Origin of the sequence: Gillisia lutea (genome assembly GCF_021568705.1) — a bacterium.
In the GTDB taxonomy this organism is placed as follows: domain Bacteria; phylum Bacteroidota; class Bacteroidia; order Flavobacteriales; family Flavobacteriaceae; genus Gillisia; species Gillisia lutea.
This window is the reverse complement of record NZ_JAKGTH010000006.1, coordinates 645,968-666,494: the sequence shown is the minus strand read 5'-3', so window position 1 is coordinate 666,494 and position 20,527 is coordinate 645,968. Positions and strand designations below refer to the sequence as shown.

Here is a 20,527-nt window from a genome sequence, read left to right as displayed (position 1 = left end):
TTATAGAAAATTCACTCGGTAAGTATAAATACAACACATAAGAATGCATAAATTTAATATCTCAAATCAATAAACAAATCGATGTCTGCAGTATTGAAAGTAATCTTATTATCCTCCTTTTCGGGAATAACGGTTTTTCTGGGTGGAGTTCTATCTAAATATCTACATCATAAATTAAATTCTAATAGATATAAAACTGCCATTTTTCACAGTATTACAGCCTTTGGAGCAGGAATCATATTATCGGCCTTAGCCTTAGTGCTGGTCCCGGAGGGAATGGAAAATTTAAAATTAAGTTTCATCATCTTTTTGTTTTTAGGGGGTGCGATAAGTTTCTTTATTATAGATAGATTTATTGCTAAAAAAGGAGGTAAAGCCGGCCAGCTATTAGCGATGTTAATGGATTTTATTCCGGAGGCCATTGTATTAGGAGCAGTTTTTGCCACCGATCCTAAAACTGGCACATTACTAGCGGTATTTATAGGATTGCAAAATTTGCCTGAATCATTCAATTCTTATCAAGACCTTATAGATAGTGGCATGACGAGTAATAGATCTCTATTCATTTTATTTCTGCTTAGCTTTTCTGGAATTGCAGGTGCCTTAGGAGGCTATTATCTCTTAACAGATTTTCCGAGTATTACCTCCGGCTTAATGATGTTTGCAAGCGGAGGTATTCTTTATTTGATATTTCAGGATATAGCGCCTAAAGTTCCAATCAAGCAAAACTGGCTTCCAGCCCTTGGAGCTAATCTTGGGTTTCTAATTGGTATAATTGGAGAAAAACTGATTTAATATTCCTTATTTATAATATGGGTTTTACCTTTGTTAAAACTTATTATTGTGGGAAAAATCAAATTAAGAAACATCAAGGTTTTTGCATATCATGGATGTTTAGCTGAAGAAGGTAAAATAGGAAGCGATTACAGAGTAGACCTGTGCGTAAAAGGTGATCTCTCACACTCTGCAAATACAGATGCACTGAGCGATACTATAGATTATGTTCATCTCAATAAAATTGTAAAAGAAGAAATGGCTATACGTTCTAAATTATTGGAAACGGTAGCAGAACGTATCTTGAATAGAGTGCTGTTAGAAATTATTATGGTTCAAAAAGTTGAAGTTGAAGTTTCTAAAATAAATCCGCCAATTGGCGGAGATGTTGGAATGGTAACTGTGTGCAGAAGTAAATCCCGTTAGATTTTTTGTTTCTTTACTGAAATATTTTATTACATTTGCCAACCCAAAATAATGGCATCGTGGCCGAGTGGCTAGGCAGAGCTCTGCAAAAGCTCGTACAGCGGTTCGAATCCGCTCGATGCCTCAAAAAAAAGCTTCCAAATGGAAGCTTTTTTTATTTATTATAATCTTCTAACTTAGAGTAAATTGAAGGCATAGATGAGTAATTATCTATATAATTTTAGAACTTAGCTCTTTAGGTCCTCTTTTTTATCTAGATCAAAAACTACATTTTCAGGTTGAATAATTTCTATTTGATCTTGTAAACGCTCCATTCTTTTAGGAAATACACCTCTGCTTATTAAGATTCCGCCAAATACTACCATAATAATGCTAATACTTTTCTTCATCTTATAGATGCGATCGGGAGTAAGTTTACTATTCAATTTTTTAGCTAATAAAATTTTAAAAACATCACATACCAGGTAAGTACCTAGTACCGTACTAAAAAATACTACAATCCTATTGGTTTCCATATTAAGGGAGGGCCCAAAAACAATGATAAGTCCCAACCAGAAGCCTAACACACCAATATTAATAAAGTTTAGTAAAAACCCTTTAGCCGCCAGACCAAAATAATCTCGTCTGTATAATTTTCTAACCTCCGGAGTCTCTTCTTCAACCGAAATAGACCTTTTTGTTTGAATAAATGACATCAATCCATAAGTAGCCAGAATCATCCCTCCAAATATAAAAAGTGCGGGATCATCTTTTAAACTAGCAAGTAATTTTGAAGTACTTAAATAAGCTATCAACAGAAAAACAACATCTGCAAAAATAACCCCTAAATCGAAAGAAATTGCGGCACGAAAGCCTTTAATAGCAGCTGTTTCCAGTAATACGAAAAACACCGGACCTAAAAGGAACGCTAAAAAAAATCCCAGGGGTATTGCAGCCAGAACATCTTGAAACATACAAAAATGTGATTTTCACAAAGGTAAGCTATTAGTTTATCTTTTTGATTGTACCTCCAAAAGTTGTTTTTTCATCTATATTCTTAGGAGCTCCATAAATATAAATATTTCCTCCCGCCTTGATATTTGCGTTTACATAGCTATTAGAATAGATATTGGCGGTTCCTCCTCCTAAAATATTGATATCTACATCCTTTCCAATTAGGTTTTCACCTTGAAAATCGCCTGCAGCCTTTACTTCTATTTCTTGATTAGTTGCCGTACCCATTACTTTTATGCTGGCACCTGTAACCGAACTGGCTACTAAATTATCTATTTCCAGCTGTGCTTTAATGTCTGAACCTTCCTGAGCACGTAATTCTAGAATAGATTGTTTCATATTATTTTTCACTTCTACATCCGATCCCTGCCTGGCCTCAATTCTATGAAGTTGCTTATAGGTAATTTGCACAAGGGTATTATCTTCCTTCCAAATGTTATTTAAAGCCATTTTAACGCTAAGAACACCCTTATCTACCTTTACATCCACCTTATCTCTACTAAGACCAGTTATAACGGCTTTATTTACTTCTCCGTGAATTAATTCCACTTTAAGTCCGTTGGTTACTTCAGCCTGGGAGAAATTTTCCAAATCCATGGTTATTTCCTGAGCATGCAATTGCACGCCAAGAATTATAAACATGCTAAATAGTATCTTTTTCATTTTAATTAATTTTTATTGATTGCTACAGCTATTACATTAATAAAAAATCCCCCTTTAAAAAGGGGAATATTAACTCAAACGTAAAAGATGTTGCTTTAATTATTTTCAACTTCTTCTTTACTTCCTATTAAATTAAAATCCAGATGTCTTTTTAAGAGATCGGCATTTTTAACATCAACATATACTTCATCTCCAAGCTGGTATGTATTACCGGTTTTTCTACCCACAATAGCATATTGCTCTTCGTTAAATTCGTAGTGATCGTTGGTAATATCTTTCAAACGTACCATCCCTTCACATTTATTATCTATTATTTCCACATAGATACCCCATTCGGTAACCCCTGAAATAACTCCCAAGAACTGCTCATCTTTGTGATCTATCATGAACTTCACCTGCATGAATTTGATAGAATCTCTCTCGGCATTAGTCGCAAGACTTTCCATTTCACTACTGTGATGGCATTTTTCTTCGTATTCCTCTTCTTTTGCAGAAGGTTTCTGATCTAGATATTCCTGTAATAATCTATGTGTCATTACATCAGGATATCTTCTAATTGGTGAGGTAAAATGAGAATAATAATCGAACGCCAGACCATAGTGCCCAATATTCTTGGTACTGTAATAAGCCTTACTCATAGTTCTAATAGTAAGGGTATCTACCATATTCTGCTCCTTGGTTCCTTGCACATCACTTAAAAGCGTATTCAAAGAAGAAGTAACAGATTTTCTATCCTTTAAATTTAGTTTGTAACCAAACTTAGCCACCACGGTTTGCAGGGAATTCAATTTTGATTCATCCGGCTCATCATGACATCTATAGATAAATGTTTTTTTAGGAGTTTGTTTTCCAATAAATTGGGCCACTTTTTTATTAGCAAGCAACATAAATTCCTCAATAAGCTTATTAGCCTCCTTTGAAGTTTTGAAGAACACACCGGTAGGTTCATTTTCTTCATTTAACTGGAATTTCACTTCCACTTTATCGAATGAGATAGCACCTTCATTTAAACGTCGGGTTCTCATTTTCTTAGCAAGCTCATTTAAAGTAGTAACAGCAAAAACAACATCTTCACTTACCGAATATGCGGCATCTCGTATAGAAACTTCTTCCGGGATTGTTCCTTCATTGGTTTCAATAATATGCTGTGCTTCTTCATAAGAAAAACGTTCGTCAGATAAAGTTACAGTTCTTCCAAACCATTGTTCAATTACGTGACCTTTCTTGTCAATTTCAAAAATTGCTGAAAACGTATATTTTTCTTCATTTGGACGTAAAGAACAGGCGTTATTTGAAAGAATTTCCGGTAACATAGGTACTACCCTATCTACCAAATAAACGGAAGTTGCTCTTTGATAAGCCTCTTCATCGAGAATAGTTCCAGGTTGCAAGTAGTGTGAAACATCGGCAATATGAATTCCTATTTCGTAGTTTCCATTTTCTAAAGTTTGAAAACTAAGAGCATCATCAAAATCCTTCGCATCTTTAGGATCGATAGTAAAGGTTAACACCTCGCGCAGATCTCTCCTTTTCTTGATTTCTGAAGCTTGAATAGAAGTATCAATTTTATTAGCAAAATCTTCTATTTCTATTGGAAATTCATGTGGCAATCCATATTGAGCGAGAATGGCATGTATTTCGGTTTGATGTTCACCCGGTTTTCCAAGAACCTGTTTTATCTTTCCAAACGGAGAATCAGCTTTTTCAGGCCATTCTTCAATAGTTACCACCACTTTATCGCCATCCTGGGCATCTAACATTTTGTTCTTTTGAACAAAAACATCGGTATACATTTTTGGATCTTGAATCGCTACAAAGCCAAAATTTTTCTGAAGTTGTAAAATTCCAACAAAATCGGTTCGTTTACGTTTTAAAATTTTAACGACTTCGCCCTCCGACTTTCTCTTTCTTCGTTTGTTATAAACATATATTTCTACTTCATCACCATTCAAAGCTTTATTTAAAGCATTTGCAGGAATGAATATATCGTCTTCCAATTCTTCAACAACCACATAACCAAAACCTTTGGTTGTCATATCCAACACCCCGGTATAATAATCTAAATTGGCAACAATTTTAAATTTCCCTCGATCCTGTTCTACAATTTGTTTTCCGGCAGCAAGTTGTGCCAACTTTCGTATAATCTTATTACGTGAACCGGCATCATTAACGCCAAGTTTTTCTGCAATTTGTTTGTAATTGAAAGTTTTATCAGGAGCTTTTCTTAAGATATCTAAAATTGATTTTGACAGATTTCCTTTTTCTCCAGATCTATTATTCTTTTTCTTCATAAATTATATTAAAGCATAAAATTACAGCTAAAAAGTGACTTTAAATTATTCTGCGACTAAAGTTTTGTTAAGCCTATTTTAAATATAGGCTTAGTTTAGCTTATCCTTTATCGTTGATAGCCAAAACTTTATGAATAAAAAAATTAAGAAAAATTATTTTATTTCTTAAAGTTTTCTTAATTTTATAGTAATCCCTACCTGACAATTTCCCCTGATCTTAGACTTAATTAGAGATTGTTATGACTAAAGCAACTAAGATATCGATACTTTTCTTCTTGATTTTTCTATTAGGGATATTGAGCGTTGTAACATATGTAAACAAAAGTCTTAATAAACACAGTTTTATTGAAATTTCTACGCCTCAAACTTTAGTAGCTTTTAAAATTGATACCAACAATTAATTTTTTATTTGCTTCTTCCATCAAGTACTGTGAATCAGAGTTATAGCTTTTCCTCAATTTTATTAATCCATATTATACTAACTCAAAACACTCTAAATCAATACTTTAAAAATTACAGCTAATAGCTCTTTAAATTTTTAGCCCAATCATTTTTTTAAAAACACAAAGACAGCTATAGGCAGGTAAGTCATCTTTATAAGTTTAGAATTCAATAGTAGTTGTTAACATATATAATATTATATTTTCTTTTCTTCTTTTTAAAAAATTAAAACTGATGGTTATTATAGCTTGTTAATTTGTAGCATAACTTTTTTGAGAAAAAATTGGATTTTATAATACCAACATTTGATGTTGAGTTATTAACAAGACTATATTTCGGTAAGTGATTGATACTCTTATTAATTTAAGATTTAGTTAACAATAGGGATTTTCATATTGTTAAAAGCTTTCGTTGAAAATCTATTTTAAAATTGATGTTCACAACCCATTTTTTGATGCTAATAACTTCTCCAAAAATTCCATAGTTATAATTTCATAAGCTCATAATTTTTTCTCTATTCCAAAATTATTTCATATTTCCAAATTTGGTTGTTAGATTTTCATCATTTGTTATTCACAATTTATCCCACTTGTTAAGTACTTTAAAACAAGGGAAATATAAATATGAATTAACAATGAAAAATATTCCAGTTAACAACCCATTTTTTACCTTTGTTTAACCTAAAAAAACAAGAGTTTATGAATATTTCAATTGGAAACGATCATGCTGGAACCGAGTACAAGTATGCGGTAGTAGCTTATCTTGAATCTAAAGGTATCGTAGTAACGAATTATGGTACCAATTCTGAAGATAGTGTAGATTATCCTGATTTTGTACATCCTGTAGCTACTGATGTAGAAAACAAAAAAGTCGATTTGGGTATAATTATCTGCGGAAGTGGAAATGGCGCTTCTATGACGGCTAATAAGCACCAAGGAGTGCGTTGTGCATTATGTTGGTCTAATGAAATAGCGAAGCTTGCAAGACAGCATAATGATGCTAATATACTTAGTATCCCAGCAAGATTTGTATCTCAAACTCAAGCTATAGATATGGTAGAGACCTTTTTAAGCACTGCTTTTGAAGGAGGTCGCCATCAAACCAGGGTAAATAAGATTGCTGCCAAGTAATTAATTACTCAATGTTTTAAAGATTTATTTGAACAAAAATTCTTGTTCCAGTTATTCGACCCCTATATTCAACTAAATGAAAATAATAGCTAAAACCTTTGAAGATCTTACAATTGAAGAATTGTATCAAATTTTGCGATTACGTGCCGAAGTATTTGTAGTAGAACAGGATTGTGTATATCAGGATATAGATAATAAAGATAAGAAGGCATTACATGTATTAGGGATTAAAAATAGCGAAGTGATAGCTTATACTCGTTGTTTTAAACCCGGTGACTATTTTAAAGAAGCCTCTATTGGAAGGGTTGTGGTTGATGCCAAAGAGCGTAAATATGGATATGGCCATGACCTATTAAAGGAATCTATAGATCAAATAGAAAAGACTTTCTATACAACTACTATCAAACTATCTGCCCAGCAATACTTAACCAAATTCTATGAAAGTCATGGTTTTAATCAAGTAGGTAAAGGCTATTTGGAAGATGGTATCCCGCATATAGCAATGCTTAAATCCTGATTATTTTAAAATATCCAGATACTTTTGTTTATTGTTAAGGATCTTTCTTGCTTCTAGAATTTCTGGGTTATTATCTAAATAATATTGATATAATCCCTCCTGATAGAAATAACGCTTTATAATTTCATCGGTAAGCAAACTTTTTATTTCCGGAGATTTAGTATCGAGATCTGCCGTTTTCGATACTTCAATTTCTTTAAGAATATTTTTATAATGCTGAATTATTTCTGGTTTAAAAGCTTCTTTCTTAGCCGTATTCATTGCTTCCATTAAATCTGCTTCTGTACGGGTTTGATAACTGAAATTCTTCTTTTGTAAGAAGCTTTTAAAATTAGAATAATCCTGATCGGTAAATTTAAATTCAGCTAAATTATCGATTTCATGATTGTAATAATATTCAGTAGCGAAATCGAAGATAGCACCATACGCTAACAAAGCATTGGTAATAGCGCTGTATTCAGAAGTTTCCAATTGTACATCTGGTAAAATTCCTCCACCATCAAAAACACTTCTTCCGTTTTTGGTCTTGAATTCATTATAATCTTCCGTTTTTGTTCTAACCGCATTTCCATCTTTATCCCTTTCCCTATAGTTAAGTGCTTGTATACACCTTCCACTGGGAGTATAGTATCTGGAAATTGTAATTTTTAACTGTGTACCATAAGCCAGTTCTTTAGGTCTTTGTACCAAACCTTTTCCAAAGCTTCTCGCTCCTACAACTACACCTCTATCCAAATCCTGAATTGCTCCTGCAACTATCTCACTGGCTGAAGCGCTTCTTCCGTTAATAAGTACGGCTAAGGGAATTTTGGTATTTATAGGCTCCTTAGGAGTTGTATATTGCTGATTGTATTTTTCGATAATCGACTTAGTGGTGGTAATAGTTTGACCTTTATCAATAAAAATATTGCTTACTAAAATAGCTTCGCTTAGCAAGCCCCCTGGATTCCCACGCAAATCCAGAATGATTTTATTAGCACCCTGACTTTCTAAATCTTTTAAAGCTTTAATGGTTTCTTCTGAAGCTTTCTCATTAAATCTTGAAAGTACAATATAACCGGTCTGGTCTTCTAAAAGTTTATAAAACGAAACAGCCTTTAATGCTACCGTCCCTCTTTTTAACGTAGTTGTATGTGTTTTCCCTTGACGAATATAGGTTAAACTGATCTCAGAATTTGGAGCCCCATTAAGCAATTCTCCTGCATCTTCTTTATAATTTGAAACATCTAGTCCTCCTACTTTTATAATTTCATCTCCGGCCTTTAAACCGGCTTTATCGGCAGCAAAGCCTTTATATGTTTCTAAAATTGTAAATTTTTCATTCTGTATACGCACTGCAGCTCCAATTCCCTGATATTCTCCGGCAGTATTCATTCTTGCTGCTTCTACATCCTGTTCATTCCAATAATTGGTATAAGGGTCAAGATCTGTTAGCATTGCTTTAATAGCCGTATCCATTAATTCGGCAGGATTGGTCTCATCAACATAATTCATGTTGAGTTCTTTGAAGAAGGTAGTGAAGATTTCCAGTTGTTTTGCAATTTCAAAAAAATCGGCTTTAAAACTAGACATTCCCAGGAAGAGTCCCAGGCTCAAAGTAACTATGGTAATTTTTTTAAGTATGGAAGTTTTCATGAGTTGAGTGCCTTTCAATAAAAGTTTCTAAGAGCTTTTTAATACAAGTGGTAATTTCAGAATACGCTATTTTTTTCCTTCCGGTATAAATAAACATGAACGCATATTTATCCTGAAAGTTGCTCTCTACAAGATACTTATTTTTTCTAAAGGCTTCCCGCATTAATCGTTTCAATAAATTTCTATCAACCGCATGCTTGAAGTTTCTCTTAGGAACCGAAAAACCTGTCTTAAATGAAGTGACCGGGAGATCTTTTATAGGAAGATATACCAGCTTGATGGGAAAGTTCTTAATGCTTTTTCCTTCTGTAAACAGGGCATCAATCAAGATCTTACTTTTCAGTTTTTCTGAAGAAGGAAATTTTTCACTCATTATTTATTATTGAAGTGGCTAAATTAAAAAAATCCGCTTCGGGAAGTCCCAAAACGGATTTTCTTTTCTTTAAAAGAATACAATTACTAAGAAGATCTACTCACCTTCAGCAGTAGTTGTAGCTTTAAAAACGTTATTTTCTCGGTTAATATCTGCCATTAACCCAGTGTTGTCTATTTCTATTTTAGAGATATCAGCCTTAGGTTTATTAAGTGTTAATTTGTAGTTCTTACTGGCCCAAGCCCAGTCCTTAGCGACGGTTCTAGCCTCATTTTCTGCAGTAGGTTTTTCCCATAGCATCATTTTTAGAGGAATGTAAATATTCTCTTCGCTACCATCGGTATAACTTACTGTGATCTCCAAAGGCATTGGCATTAGTCCAATACGCTCTAAAGTAACTTCCGTTGAAGCATCTTTTTCAGCTACTTCTTTAATAGCATAATCGATAGTGTTGGTAGTATTTGTCCAATCGTTTAAATACCAGCTAAGCTCTGCTCCCGAAACCTTTTCAGCTACTCTAATAAAATCGTTTGGTGCCGGATGTTTAAACTTCCATTCATCATAATAACGATTTAAGGTCTTTTGTAAATTCTCTTTTCCAATGATGTAACCTAACTGAGAAAGAAAAATACTTCCTTTCGTATAAGAGGCAATAGAATATGCCATATTATACTCATATCTATCTCCATGAGTAGACATTGGCTGTTCTTTTCCAGATTGTACCAAATAATTATAACCTCTATAGCTCCCCGCAAATGGATTTACACTTTCTTTTCCTGCTAAACTCTCACGGGCCATTCCTGATATATAACTTGTAAAGCCTTCATCCATCCAAGGATATTGAGATTCGTTAGTACCTAATAACTGTTGGAACCATGAATGTGCAAATTCGTGAACTGTAGTTCCCATCAAGCTATTAAAATCTTCTCCTCCGGTAATTAAGGTACAATTAGCATATTCCATTCCACCATCTCCACCTTGAATAATAGAATATTGTTTCCATGGATATTGTCCAATATGGGTGTTGAAATACTCTAAGACTTTAGCAGTTTCCGGCTGGATCTTTTTCCAGTTTTCTTTAACCTTAGGGTCATTTTTATATAAGAAATGTAGGGTTACACCGCTGGCAGTTTCCATAGAATCGTGAATATATTCAGGATCGGCAGCCCATGCAAAATCGTGAACATTATTGGCTTTGAAATTCCATGTAAGGGTCTTTCCTTTCTTACGTTTTACCTTGGTTCCTTCTTTTTCATACCCATACCCAATCTCATCGGCATTTTGCAATACTCCGGTTCCTCCAATGATATAATCTTTATCGATAGTGATATTCACATCGAAATTTCCCCAAACACCGAAAAATTCTCTGGCTATATACGGGTCGGCATGCCAACCTTCAAAGTCATATTCAGCTAATTTAGGATACCATTGGGTCATGGAAAGCGCAACTCCATCAGCATTATTTCTTCCTGAACGACGGATTTGAACTGGCACTTGTCCTTTGAATTCCATTTTTAACGTAGTCGATTTCCCTGGAGCTAAAGGTTCAGCTAAACTTACGTGTAAAACTGTTCCTTCTTCTTTAAACTGAACTTCTTGTCCGTCCTGAGTTAAAGTTGAAACACGTAAATATCCAATTTCATTAGGTTGAAGTTTGCTTATTCTACTCTCATATTTAGGCTCTTCTTTGGTACCAAGATTATTTACCATTCTACCATCAGGATCGGCAATGCTTTGCAAACGCATATCCATCTCGCTTCCCGGTTGAAAAGCATTGAAGAACATATGATAAAATACTTGATTTAGGGTATCAGGTGAATTATTTGTGTACTTTAATTCTTGATTTCCAGTATATTGAAAGTTATCAACATTCATGTTAATATCCATCTTATAATCTACATGCTGTTGCCAGTAAGTAGTATTATTTTGAGCACTTGCCCAAAAGCTGGTAAGTATTGAAAGGCTTAATAGTATTTTCTTCATAATTTATCTTTTAGAAACTTTATCGGCTAAAATAAGGGCGTTGTACAAGTTTGCCATTTTTCCTGATACCGAAAGGTCGGTAAATTTTTTGGTAGCTTTTTCTTCTCCCACTACTACTGATGCTGTTGTAGAAAGACCACTATCCATAATAATTTGCTTTACTTCTTTAGCTGAAAGTTTTGGATAGAACGATCTAATCATGGCTGCAATTCCTGCAACTTCCGGAGAAGCCATAGAAGTTCCCTGTAAATATTCGTAAGTATTGTTAGGTGTTGTAGACCAGATTTTAGTTCCCGGTGCAAAAACATCTACATTGGTCTTTCCGTAGTTTGAAAAGCTTGCCACTAATCCTGAACCATAACTATAATTCAAGGCTCCTACGGTTAAAAAGTTATCGGCAACTTCTAAAGGTGCTTCTGATGACTGGTCGTTAGGATATACCTGGTTTGTTTCCAGATCCAAACTTTCATTTCCGGCTGCATTTACAATAAGAACATCTTTTTTAGCTGCATATTTAATAGCATCTATCACCCATTCCGGATGGGTAGAATAATATTTCCCGAAGCTGGTGTTTATAACCTTTGCCCCATTGTCTACTGCATAGCGTATTGCCAAGGCGATATCTTTATCATATTCATCTCCATCTGGGACAGCTCTAAGAGCCATGATTTCAACATTGTTAGCAACCCCGTTTAAACCTATGTTATTATTGCGTTTTGCAGCAATAATACCGGCAACGTGAGTTCCATGCTTAATATCTTCTTTGTCTTCGGTAGGTCCGGTTACATCGTTGTTACCATATTTAGTATCGGTAATATCGTCTGGGTTATCTCCTACTATGGCTCGGGCATTAAGTTCGGTATTGAAATTGTATTTCAACCTGTTATCAAAATACTCGATAGCACCGTCTAATTGCTTTAAAGCCTCAGGAATGTTTTCATCTACATTTTGCTGAATTTGTGTCAGCATAACTTTATACTGGCCCATGATGTTATCTGAAACTTCCATTTTTGCCAACTCTTCTTTGGTATAATCCTCTTTTCCCAGTTTTTTAGAAACTGCTTCATGTGCTTCTGTAAGCTGCGCTTTTATACTTGTATACTGAACTTTGGTTTGCTCAGATTCTGTAAACTCCTTTTCAAATTCAGCTTTCACTTTTTGATAAAGAGCAAATTCTTCCCCATTTGCAGTACTAACAGAACTAGAGGATTTCCCTTCATATTTAGGTTTAAGATCGCGGTAGATTCTAACATATTCTAAGTTTTCTTCTACGGCATCCCCTAAGAAATTCCATCCATGAATATCATCTATATACCCATTGTTGTCATCATCTTTGCCATTGTTGGGAATTTCATTTTTGTTGATCCAAACAACACTTCTTAAGTCTTCATGCGTGATATCTACCCCACTATCAACAACTCCTACAATAACAGTTGCACCTTTGCGGGTTTTGATGATCTCATTATAAGCTCTTTTTACACTCATTCCCGGAATAGTGTCTAAAAGTAAATCGGCCTCATTCCAGTCTTTAAGTTGTGCATCGGTAAGAGGCATCACTTTTAAAGGAAGTTGGTCTATATTTTCAATAGGAGTAGAAACTAATGCAGGTGAAGTACTGCTACATCCGGCAATTGTAAGGGTTAAGCCAGCTATTAATAGGGGCTTGAAAACTGGTATTTTCATTTAAATTTTAATTAAAAAGTTCGTTAAAAGTAAAAGTCTTGTCCAAACGCACCCCTTTTTCGGTGTGTTGAACGGTAATAATCTCATTATGTGCATCGTGCTCCAGGAATAAATAATATTCCTTATCGGCAGCGGTATTTAAAAACGCTTCCTTCTCATCTAATGTAAGCAAGGGTCTTGTATCGAACCCCATAACATATGGAAGAGGGACATGACCGGCTGTAGCCAGTAAATCGGCCATAAAAACCAGGGTTTTCCCTTTATATTCAATATGAGGGATCATTTGTTTATCGGTATGTCCATCTACAAAAAGTACTCCAAAATCCATCTCTTCAGACTTTAAGAATTTTTGAGAAGGTTTTCTATCTATAAAATTCAGCTGACCACTTTGTTCTATAGGAAGGATGTTTTCTTCTAAAAAAGAGGCCTTTTCTCTTGCGTTTGGCTGGGTGGCCCACAACCAGTGATCTTTATTGCTCCAGAATTTAGCGTTTTTAAAGGCCGGTTCATAACCTGTCCTGTCCTTATTCCACTGGATGCTTCCCCCGCAATGGTCGAAATGTAGATGCGTCATAAATACATCGGTAATATCATCTCTGTGAAATCCATGTTGCTTAAGAGATCTGTCAAGGGAATGCTCTCCCCAAGGATAATAATATCCAAAGAATTTTTCACTTTGCTTATCTCCCATTCCTGTGTCGATTAAAGTAAGACGATCACCATCTTCAATTAACAAACAGCGCGCAGCAATATCAATCATGTTATTTTGATCGGCAGGATTTGTTCTATTCCAAAGGGATTTTGGTACCACGCCAAACATAGCGCCACCATCCAGTTTGAAATTTCCCGCCTCTATTGGGTATAATTTCATAATCGTGCAATTTGAACTGCAAAGTACTAAAACCTCAAAACATGCTTAAATTCTCTGCTTTTTATTTTCATCTTTTTAACAAAGATTTGATTATTGTCCTGAAATGGCAATCATTTTTTTTAAGTACTTAGCCAATTCTAAAAAAACGCCTGCTTAAAATGAAATTTATCTTAAGAAATAACTTCATTTTTGGTGGAATTAGGCGTAGTTAAATAATTAACACTATTTTTAAAGCCATACCGGCATATATAGTTTCAAAACATAAATTAAAATAATACAGAATGTTAGAGTTAGCAGGCTTAATAATATTAGGAATATTAGCACAATGGGTAGCTTGGAAAACCAAAACACCGGCAATTCTTCCGCTAATTTTAATTGGTCTTTTTGTTGGTCCTATTTCTACACTTATTTCAGAAGATGGAACCAAGTGGATGGAGCCCATTTGGAATGGTACTGAAGGACTGTTTCCTGGGGAAAGTCTTTTCTACTTTGTTTCACTCTCTATTTCTATCATTCTTTTTGAAGGTGGACTTACTCTTAGAAAAAGTGAAATTGGAAATGTGGGTCCCGTGATTTTGAAATTGATTAGTGTTGGAGTAATAGTGACATTTTTTGGAGCCGGCCTGGCGGCACATCTCATATATGGCTTTAGCTGGCAGATCTCCTTCTTGTTTTCTTCATTGATAATAGTAACGGGACCTACCGTAATCTCCCCTATTCTAAGAAATATTCCTTTAAAGAAACATATTTCGTCCATCCTTAAATGGGAAGGAATATTAATAGATCCTATTGGAGCCCTTATAGCCGTATTGGTTTATGAGTTTATTCGTGTTGAAGGTGGACAGGATTTTACACAAACCGCATTAATAGAATTTGGAAAGATCCTTCTTTTTGGATTCACCTTCGGATTCACTTTTGCCAACATTTTAGCTTTTCTAATAAAAAAACATATAATTCCTCACTATTTACTGAATGTATTTACGTTAGCTACCGTATTGGGAGTATTTGTGCTGGCAGATCAGTTTGCCCATGAAAGCGGACTTTTAGCCGTTGTGGTAATGGGAATGGTAATGGGAAATAAAAAACTACCTAACCTAAAAGAGCTTTTATACTTCAAAGAATCTTTAAGTGTACTTTTAATCTCTATTCTTTTTATCCTACTATCAGCTAATATTGAACTGGAAGAATTGCTTCTTATTTTTAACTGGAAATCTCTAATTCTATTTGGAATAGTAGTGCTTGTGGTAAGACCAATAGGAGTGATATTAAGCTCGATTGGTTCAGGGTTGAAAATAAATGAAGTAGCATTTGTAAGCTGGGTTGGCCCACGAGGGATAGTAGCAGCCGGTATTGCATCTCTATTTGGTTTAAAGTTGGTACAGGAAGGTATTGAAGGAGCGGAGTATATTACGCCACTGGTATTTATGATAGTACTTTGCTCGGTGTTATTAAATGCTACAACTGCCAGGTTATTTGCTAAACTGGTGGGAGTGTTCATTAAAAATTCTGAAGGAATCTTAATTATTGGCGCATCTTCTATTTCTAGAATTATTGCGAAATACCTTCATGATAATAAACGACACGTTGTGTTAGTAGATAATAACGGCGATAATGTAAGGAAAGCAAGAGCCTTAGGAATAGATGCTATTGAAGGAAGTGTCTATGCCGATGATCTTTTAAATAATATTGAATTGAATGATATAGGATATTTAATGGCAATTACTGGAAACAGTGATATAAATAAAACTGCTATTTCAAAATTCAAAAAACAGTTTGGAGAAAGAGGATCTTTTAGAGTAATATCTGCCGATGAAATGAACGATCCCGAAAGAAACCCTGAAGAAGGTTTGTTCTCGCATACAGACGACTATATTAAGCTTACAGAGGTTGCCAGAAGGTATCCAACCATTCATGAAATACTTTTAAATAGCCAGGAACACTATGAAGGTCTAATAGAAATATCCAAGACCGATGCCGAGATCGTTCCTTTATTTGTGAAAGATGTGGAGGGAGATCTAAAAATAATCCCTTCACATAGTTCAGAAGTGGAAATTGAAGAAGGATATTTGCTGGTATATCTGGGGAAACAAATTCAGAAAGAAGAAGACCAGGCAGAGAATGATAATTATGAAGATGCAGTTGATGAAGATTAATAGATAACACTTATATAAACCAAGGGCTGTTTGGCCGATACTTATTTCTGCATATAGCTAATAAGCACCTATTTTAGTGCTAGTTAGAAACTAAAAAAATCTTGAGAGCAGCTGAAAAAGCAATTAAAAAATGTGCTTTCTTTGGAGATGTATTAGGAAAATTAAAACCCTAATTTAATAAATATAGCTAGCTTCAACGATGGGGGATTATTTTCAAGATATTGTCCATGAATTCAAGTTGCCTTTTGAAAATCCGGTGCTTGTTTTTTCATTAATTTTACTCATTATTCTTTTGTCTCCCATAATTTTCAGGCGCTTAAAAGTGCCTGGAATTGTGGTGCTTATAATCTCCGGAATTGTTATAGGCCCTTTTGGTTTGGGAATTCTTGAAAAAAATGCCGCCATAGTACTTTTCTCTAAAATTGGGTTGCTCTATATTATGTTTATTGCCGGCCTGGATTTGGATATCAATCAGTTTAAAGCGAACAGGCATAAGAGTTATATGTTTGGTTTTTTAACTTTTATCTTACCTCTTACAATAGGTTTTCCTGTTTGCTATTATGTCTTAGCTTATAATTTTAACGCAAGTCTTTTAACAGCCAGTATGTTTGCTACACATACCCTGCTTGCCTACCCTATTGTTAGCAAATTAGGAATATCAAAAAACGAGGCGGTAGCCATTACAGTTGGTGGCACCATACTCACCGATACCACAGTGCTTATACTGCTTGCGGTAATAATGGGAAATGCTCAAGGCGGTCTAACCCTGTTTTTCTGGGCGAAATTATTGATCTCTTTAATAGTTTTTGGAGGTATCATGTTCCTGCTGGTACCCAAGATTGCCAAATGGTTCTTTACAAATATGGAAAAGGAAAAGCACTCACATTATATATTTGTATTAACAGTAGTGTTTCTGGCCGCTTTTTTAGCTGAACTGGCAGGAGTAGAAGATATCATTGGAGCATTTTTAGCTGGCCTAGCATTGAACAGGTTAATACCTCATACCTCTGCTTTAATGAATAGAATCGAATTTATGGGAAACTCGCTGTTTATTCCCTTTTTTTTGATAAGTGTAGGAATGCTCGTTGATATAAGGCTGATATTTAGCGGCTATTCGGCGTTATTTATTGCTCTATGTTTGTGTGTGGTGGCTGTCACAGGAAAATGGCTTGCTGCTTTCGCCACGCAGCGTATATTCCATTACAGCTCTTTGCAACGTAAATTGATCTTCGGACTTAGTACCGGGCATGCTGCAGCTACTTTAGCGGTAATTTTAGTAGGCTATAACGCCGGGATCATCGATGTGAATATTTTGAACGGAACGATTATTTTAGTGCTGATTACCTCAATAATAGCTAGTATAACCACAGAGAATGCCGCTAATAAGCTAATAAATTTACCAGATACTTTGAATAATGAATTCCCGGAAAAACTTTCATCGTTTAAAGAAGAAAGTATTTTATTGCCGCTGGCTAATATTCAGAATTTTGATAGATTGCTGGAGTTTGCAATACTTATAAAAGATAAGGCTTCTCATTTGCCAATTTCTATTCTTTATGTAGTTCCTAATGATGAGCAGGCCGAACTGAATATCGCATCCGGAAGGCAAAAGCTGGAGGAATATGTGACAATAGGAAATTCGACCGAGACCAAAGTAGACATTACCTCTATCATCAATACCAATATAGCAACAGGAATTGCCTTAAAATCAAAAGAATTGCTTGCTGATATGCTCATTCTTGGTTGGCCCAGCCTTCAACATCAGTCAGGAAATACGGAAGATGAAAAGATAAATAGCATAATTAAAAGGACGAATAAAACCGTGCTTATATGCGATGCTGTAAAACCTTGGTCTACTCATTCCAGACTTTTGATAAAGGTAGCTACGGAAGCTGAAAATGATACTGGTTTTGAGCTATGGATTAAGAAGATGCAAAAACTCTCACGAGAATTGAGCGTTCCGGTTGTAATGGTATGCAATTCGTTAGTTAAAGAGGCTGTAAAATCTAAACTGAGGGCACTTAATTTATCTGCAGAAATAAGTTTTATTGTAAATACTTCTAATAGCGACAAAACTTATTACGATGAATTAAATCCTGAAGACCTTGTAATGCTGGTAATATCCAGAAACAGCACGTTAAATTATCATTTAGATTTAAAGCAAATTTATCAGGAATTGCAAAATAGCAGAAGCAGAGGTACTAAAATTGTGGCTTATACCTAAGAGAAACATAAAAGGGACCGTATTTATACGATCCCTTTTATAAATTAATAGATAAGGATTTTTAGTCGTTTAATTTCAGAACTGCCATAAATGCTTCCTGTGGAATTTCAACATTTCCTACCTGTCTCATACGTTTTTTCCCTTTTTTCTGCTTTTCTAAAAGTTTTCGTTTACGAGAAATATCTCCCCCATAACATTTAGCAGTCACATCTTTTCTTAGTGCTTTTACGGTTTCTCTGGCAATTACCTTTGCACCAATAGCAGCCTGAATTGGAATATCAAATTGTTGTCTGGGAATCAATTCTTTCAATTTTTCACAAATACGTTTTCCTATATCGTAAGCATTATCTACGTGAAGTAAAGCCGACAAAGCATCTACAACACTTCCATTAAGCAGGACATCAACTTTAACAAGTTTTGAGGCCCGCATTCCTATTGGTGAATAATCAAAAGAAGCGTAGCCTTTAGAAACGGTTTTAAGCCTGTCATAGAAATCGAATACGATCTCGGCCAACGGCATATCGAAATTCAATTCCACTCTTTCGGGCGTTAAATAGGTTTGATTAGTAATCTGTCCACGTTTCTCAATACATAAAGACATTACCTGTCCAACAAAATCAGATTTTGTTATGATACTCGCCTTAATAAAAGGTTCTTCCACGCGCTCCAGTTTTGAAGGCTCTGGAAGATCGGATGGGTTATTAACCAGAATCACCTCATCCGGATTTTTATGAGTATAGGCGTGATAAGAAACGTTGGGAACCGTGGTTATAACGGTCATATTGAATTCTCGTTCCAGTCTTTCCTGAATGATCTCCAGGTGCAACATTCCTAAGAATCCACATCTAAATCCAAATCCCAATGCAGCCGAGCTTTCCGGTACAAAGACCAGTGAAGCATCATTTAACTGCAATTTTTCCATGGAAGATCTCAAGTCTTCATATTCTTCGGTATCAACAGGATAGATACCAGCAAAAACCATAGGTTTCACATCTTCGAATCCTGCCACCGCTTCGGTAGTAGGGTTTTTGGCATCGGTAATGGTATCCCCCACTTTAACTTCGCGGGCATCCTTTATTCCGGTAATAAGATATCCTACATCTCCAGTCTTGATCTCCTGACGTGGATATTGTTTTAAACGTAAGGTTCCTACTTCATCAGCGAAATAAGTCTTATTGGTAGCAACGAATTTTATGTTCTGGCCTTTTTTAATAGAACCATTAATAACCCTAAAATAGGTTTCCACTCCTCTAAAGGGATTATAAACAGAATCAAAAATAAGAGCTCGTAAAGGCGCATCTTCTTTTCCTTGCGGAGCAGGTATACGCTCAATAATGGCAGTTAATATCTCTTCAATTCCAAGTCCTGTTTTAGCACTTGCGGGGATTACATCAGAAGGATCACAACCCAAAAGTTCAACGATATCATCGGTCACTACTTCCGGGTTTGCACTAGGAAGATCTACCTTGTTAAGTACAGGAATAATTTCCAAATCATTTTCTAAGGCAAGATAAAGATTGGAAATAGTTTGTGCCTGTATGCTCTGTGCAGCATCTACAATTAGCAAAGCACCTTCACAGGCAGCAATAGATCTGGAAACTTCGTAAGAGAAATCTACGTGTCCCGGGGTGTCTATTAAATTAAGAATATATTTTTCTCCCTTGTATTCATAATCCATCTGGATAGCGTGACTCTTAATAGTAATACCACGTTCTCTTTCCAAATCCATACTATCCAATAGTTGCTCTTGCTTCTCACGATCGGTTACCGAGCCGGTAAAATCCAGCAGTCTGTCTGCCAGGGTACTTTTCCCGTGGTCAATGTGAGCTATAATACAAAAGTTACGTATGTTCTTCATGTGTCAATTTCAAAGTATAGAACCCTTTATGGATTCATCTTATTTTAAGGATACAAATATAGTTTTTTTAGAAGGCTTTTTAGAGAATATTCTTATAGAGTAAAAAAGTGCCGTTTTTTCATTTAAAAGAATATCATTAATGAATTGGCAGGATAAAAAATGAATTTCCCTATAAATAAGTTTTTAAGCAATATTTAAGAGAAAATAAATGGAATACTCATTTTAAAAAAATAAGCTATCTATTGTTTAATTATAAAAAAAATTATAAAAGTATTTGCATATTCTAAAAAAAGATGGCTTCTTTGTGTAGGAGAAAGTTAAAATTAGGCCAAAATCATGCATTTATGCTTTTTGATTGCCTATGAAGCTATGAGAGTATTGAAATATTTTATTGAGCATAAAAGAGTTTTTTTAACATATTCTTAAAATTTACTTCCGATTCTATATTTGGTTTTTAGCTCCACGAGCTTTCCAAAGATCTGCTGGAAATTTTAAGTTGAAATTTAAATTTT

The 20,527-nt window shown here is 34.9% G+C and carries 15 protein-coding genes and 1 tRNA gene; 7 read left to right on the top strand and 9 right to left on the bottom strand.

Features of this window, described 5'->3' with window-relative positions:
- Positions 1–81 precede the first annotated feature (81 nt).
- The 3 genes from L1I30_RS03040 (at position 82) to L1I30_RS03030 (ending at position 1,324) form a co-directional block, all read left to right on the top strand.
- The gene (locus tag L1I30_RS03040; protein WP_236132772.1) at positions 82–795 is read left to right on the top strand and encodes a ZIP family metal transporter; all 714 of its coding nucleotides are present in this window, start codon (positions 82–84) and stop codon (positions 793–795) included.
- A gap of 48 nt (positions 796–843) precedes the next feature.
- Entirely contained in the window at positions 844–1,200 is a 357-nt protein-coding gene (gene folB, locus L1I30_RS03035; RefSeq protein ID WP_236132771.1) for a dihydroneopterin aldolase, read from the top strand.
- Positions 1,201–1,253: 53 nt separating this feature from the next.
- Positions 1,254–1,324, top strand: a tRNA-Cys gene (locus L1I30_RS03030).
- A 103-nt stretch (positions 1,325–1,427) separates the two neighbouring features.
- Here L1I30_RS03030 and L1I30_RS03025 read toward each other — a convergent pair.
- The 3 genes from L1I30_RS03025 to rnr form a co-directional block, all read right to left on the bottom strand.
- Positions 1,428–2,153, bottom strand: a complete 726-nt coding sequence (locus tag L1I30_RS03025) for a LysE family translocator (RefSeq protein ID WP_236132770.1) — start codon at positions 2,151–2,153, stop codon at positions 1,428–1,430.
- Between the two features lie 31 nt (positions 2,154–2,184).
- The gene (locus tag L1I30_RS03020) at positions 2,185–2,856 is read right to left on the bottom strand and encodes a head GIN domain-containing protein (protein WP_236132769.1); all 672 of its coding nucleotides are present in this window, start codon (positions 2,854–2,856) and stop codon (positions 2,185–2,187) included.
- Between the two features lie 95 nt (positions 2,857–2,951).
- Positions 2,952–5,147 (bottom strand): ribonuclease R, encoded by a 2,196-nt coding sequence (gene rnr, locus L1I30_RS03015; RefSeq protein ID WP_236132768.1) that lies wholly within the window; start codon positions 5,145–5,147, stop codon positions 2,952–2,954.
- 1,139 nt (positions 5,148–6,286) lie between these two features.
- Here rnr and rpiB point away from each other — a divergent pair.
- Positions 6,287–6,718: a ribose 5-phosphate isomerase B gene (gene rpiB, locus L1I30_RS03010; protein ID WP_236132767.1), complete on the top strand. Its 432-nt coding sequence runs from the start codon at positions 6,287–6,289 to the stop codon at positions 6,716–6,718.
- 76 nt (positions 6,719–6,794) lie between these two features.
- Positions 6,795–7,235 carry a GNAT family N-acetyltransferase gene (locus tag L1I30_RS03005; protein WP_236132766.1) on the top strand — a complete coding sequence of 147 codons (441 nt, stop codon included), beginning with the start codon at positions 6,795–6,797 and terminating at the stop codon, positions 7,233–7,235.
- Here L1I30_RS03005 and L1I30_RS03000 read toward each other — a convergent pair whose 3' ends face one another.
- From L1I30_RS03000 to L1I30_RS02980, 5 genes are all read right to left on the bottom strand, one after another.
- Positions 7,236–8,870, bottom strand: coding sequence for a S41 family peptidase (locus tag L1I30_RS03000; RefSeq protein WP_236132765.1), 1,635 nt, complete (start codon positions 8,868–8,870; stop codon positions 7,236–7,238). It lies immediately after the preceding gene.
- The gene (gene rnpA / locus L1I30_RS02995; protein ID WP_236132764.1) at positions 8,851–9,243 is read right to left on the bottom strand and encodes a ribonuclease P protein component; all 393 of its coding nucleotides are present in this window, start codon (positions 9,241–9,243) and stop codon (positions 8,851–8,853) included. Before rnpA ends, L1I30_RS03000 begins: the two co-directional genes overlap by 20 nt.
- Positions 9,244–9,339: 96 nt before the next feature.
- Complete coding sequence (locus L1I30_RS02990; protein WP_236132763.1) at positions 9,340–11,226, bottom strand: M1 family metallopeptidase; 1,887 nt, start codon at positions 11,224–11,226, stop codon at positions 9,340–9,342.
- Between the two features lie 3 nt (positions 11,227–11,229).
- Entirely contained in the window at positions 11,230–12,909 is a 1,680-nt protein-coding gene (locus L1I30_RS02985) for a S8 family peptidase (protein ID WP_236132762.1), read from the bottom strand.
- A gap of 7 nt (positions 12,910–12,916) precedes the next feature.
- Positions 12,917–13,780 carry an MBL fold metallo-hydrolase gene (locus tag L1I30_RS02980; protein WP_236132761.1) on the bottom strand — a complete coding sequence of 288 codons (864 nt, stop codon included), beginning with the start codon at positions 13,778–13,780 and terminating at the stop codon, positions 12,917–12,919.
- A 281-nt stretch (positions 13,781–14,061) separates the two neighbouring features.
- Between L1I30_RS02980 and L1I30_RS02975 the strand changes: the two genes are divergently transcribed.
- Complete coding sequence (locus L1I30_RS02975; RefSeq protein ID WP_236132760.1) at positions 14,062–15,933, top strand: cation:proton antiporter; 1,872 nt, start codon at positions 14,062–14,064, stop codon at positions 15,931–15,933.
- A 199-nt stretch (positions 15,934–16,132) separates the two neighbouring features.
- Entirely contained in the window at positions 16,133–18,157 is a 2,025-nt protein-coding gene (locus L1I30_RS02970; protein ID WP_236132759.1) for a cation:proton antiporter, read from the top strand.
- Positions 18,158–18,218: 61 nt separating this feature from the next.
- Here L1I30_RS02970 and lepA read toward each other — a convergent pair whose 3' ends face one another.
- A complete protein-coding gene (lepA, locus tag L1I30_RS02965) occupies positions 18,219–20,015 on the bottom strand; it encodes a translation elongation factor 4 (RefSeq protein ID WP_236132758.1) in 1,797 nt (598 codons plus the stop codon).
- Positions 20,016–20,527: the final 512 nt, after the last annotated feature.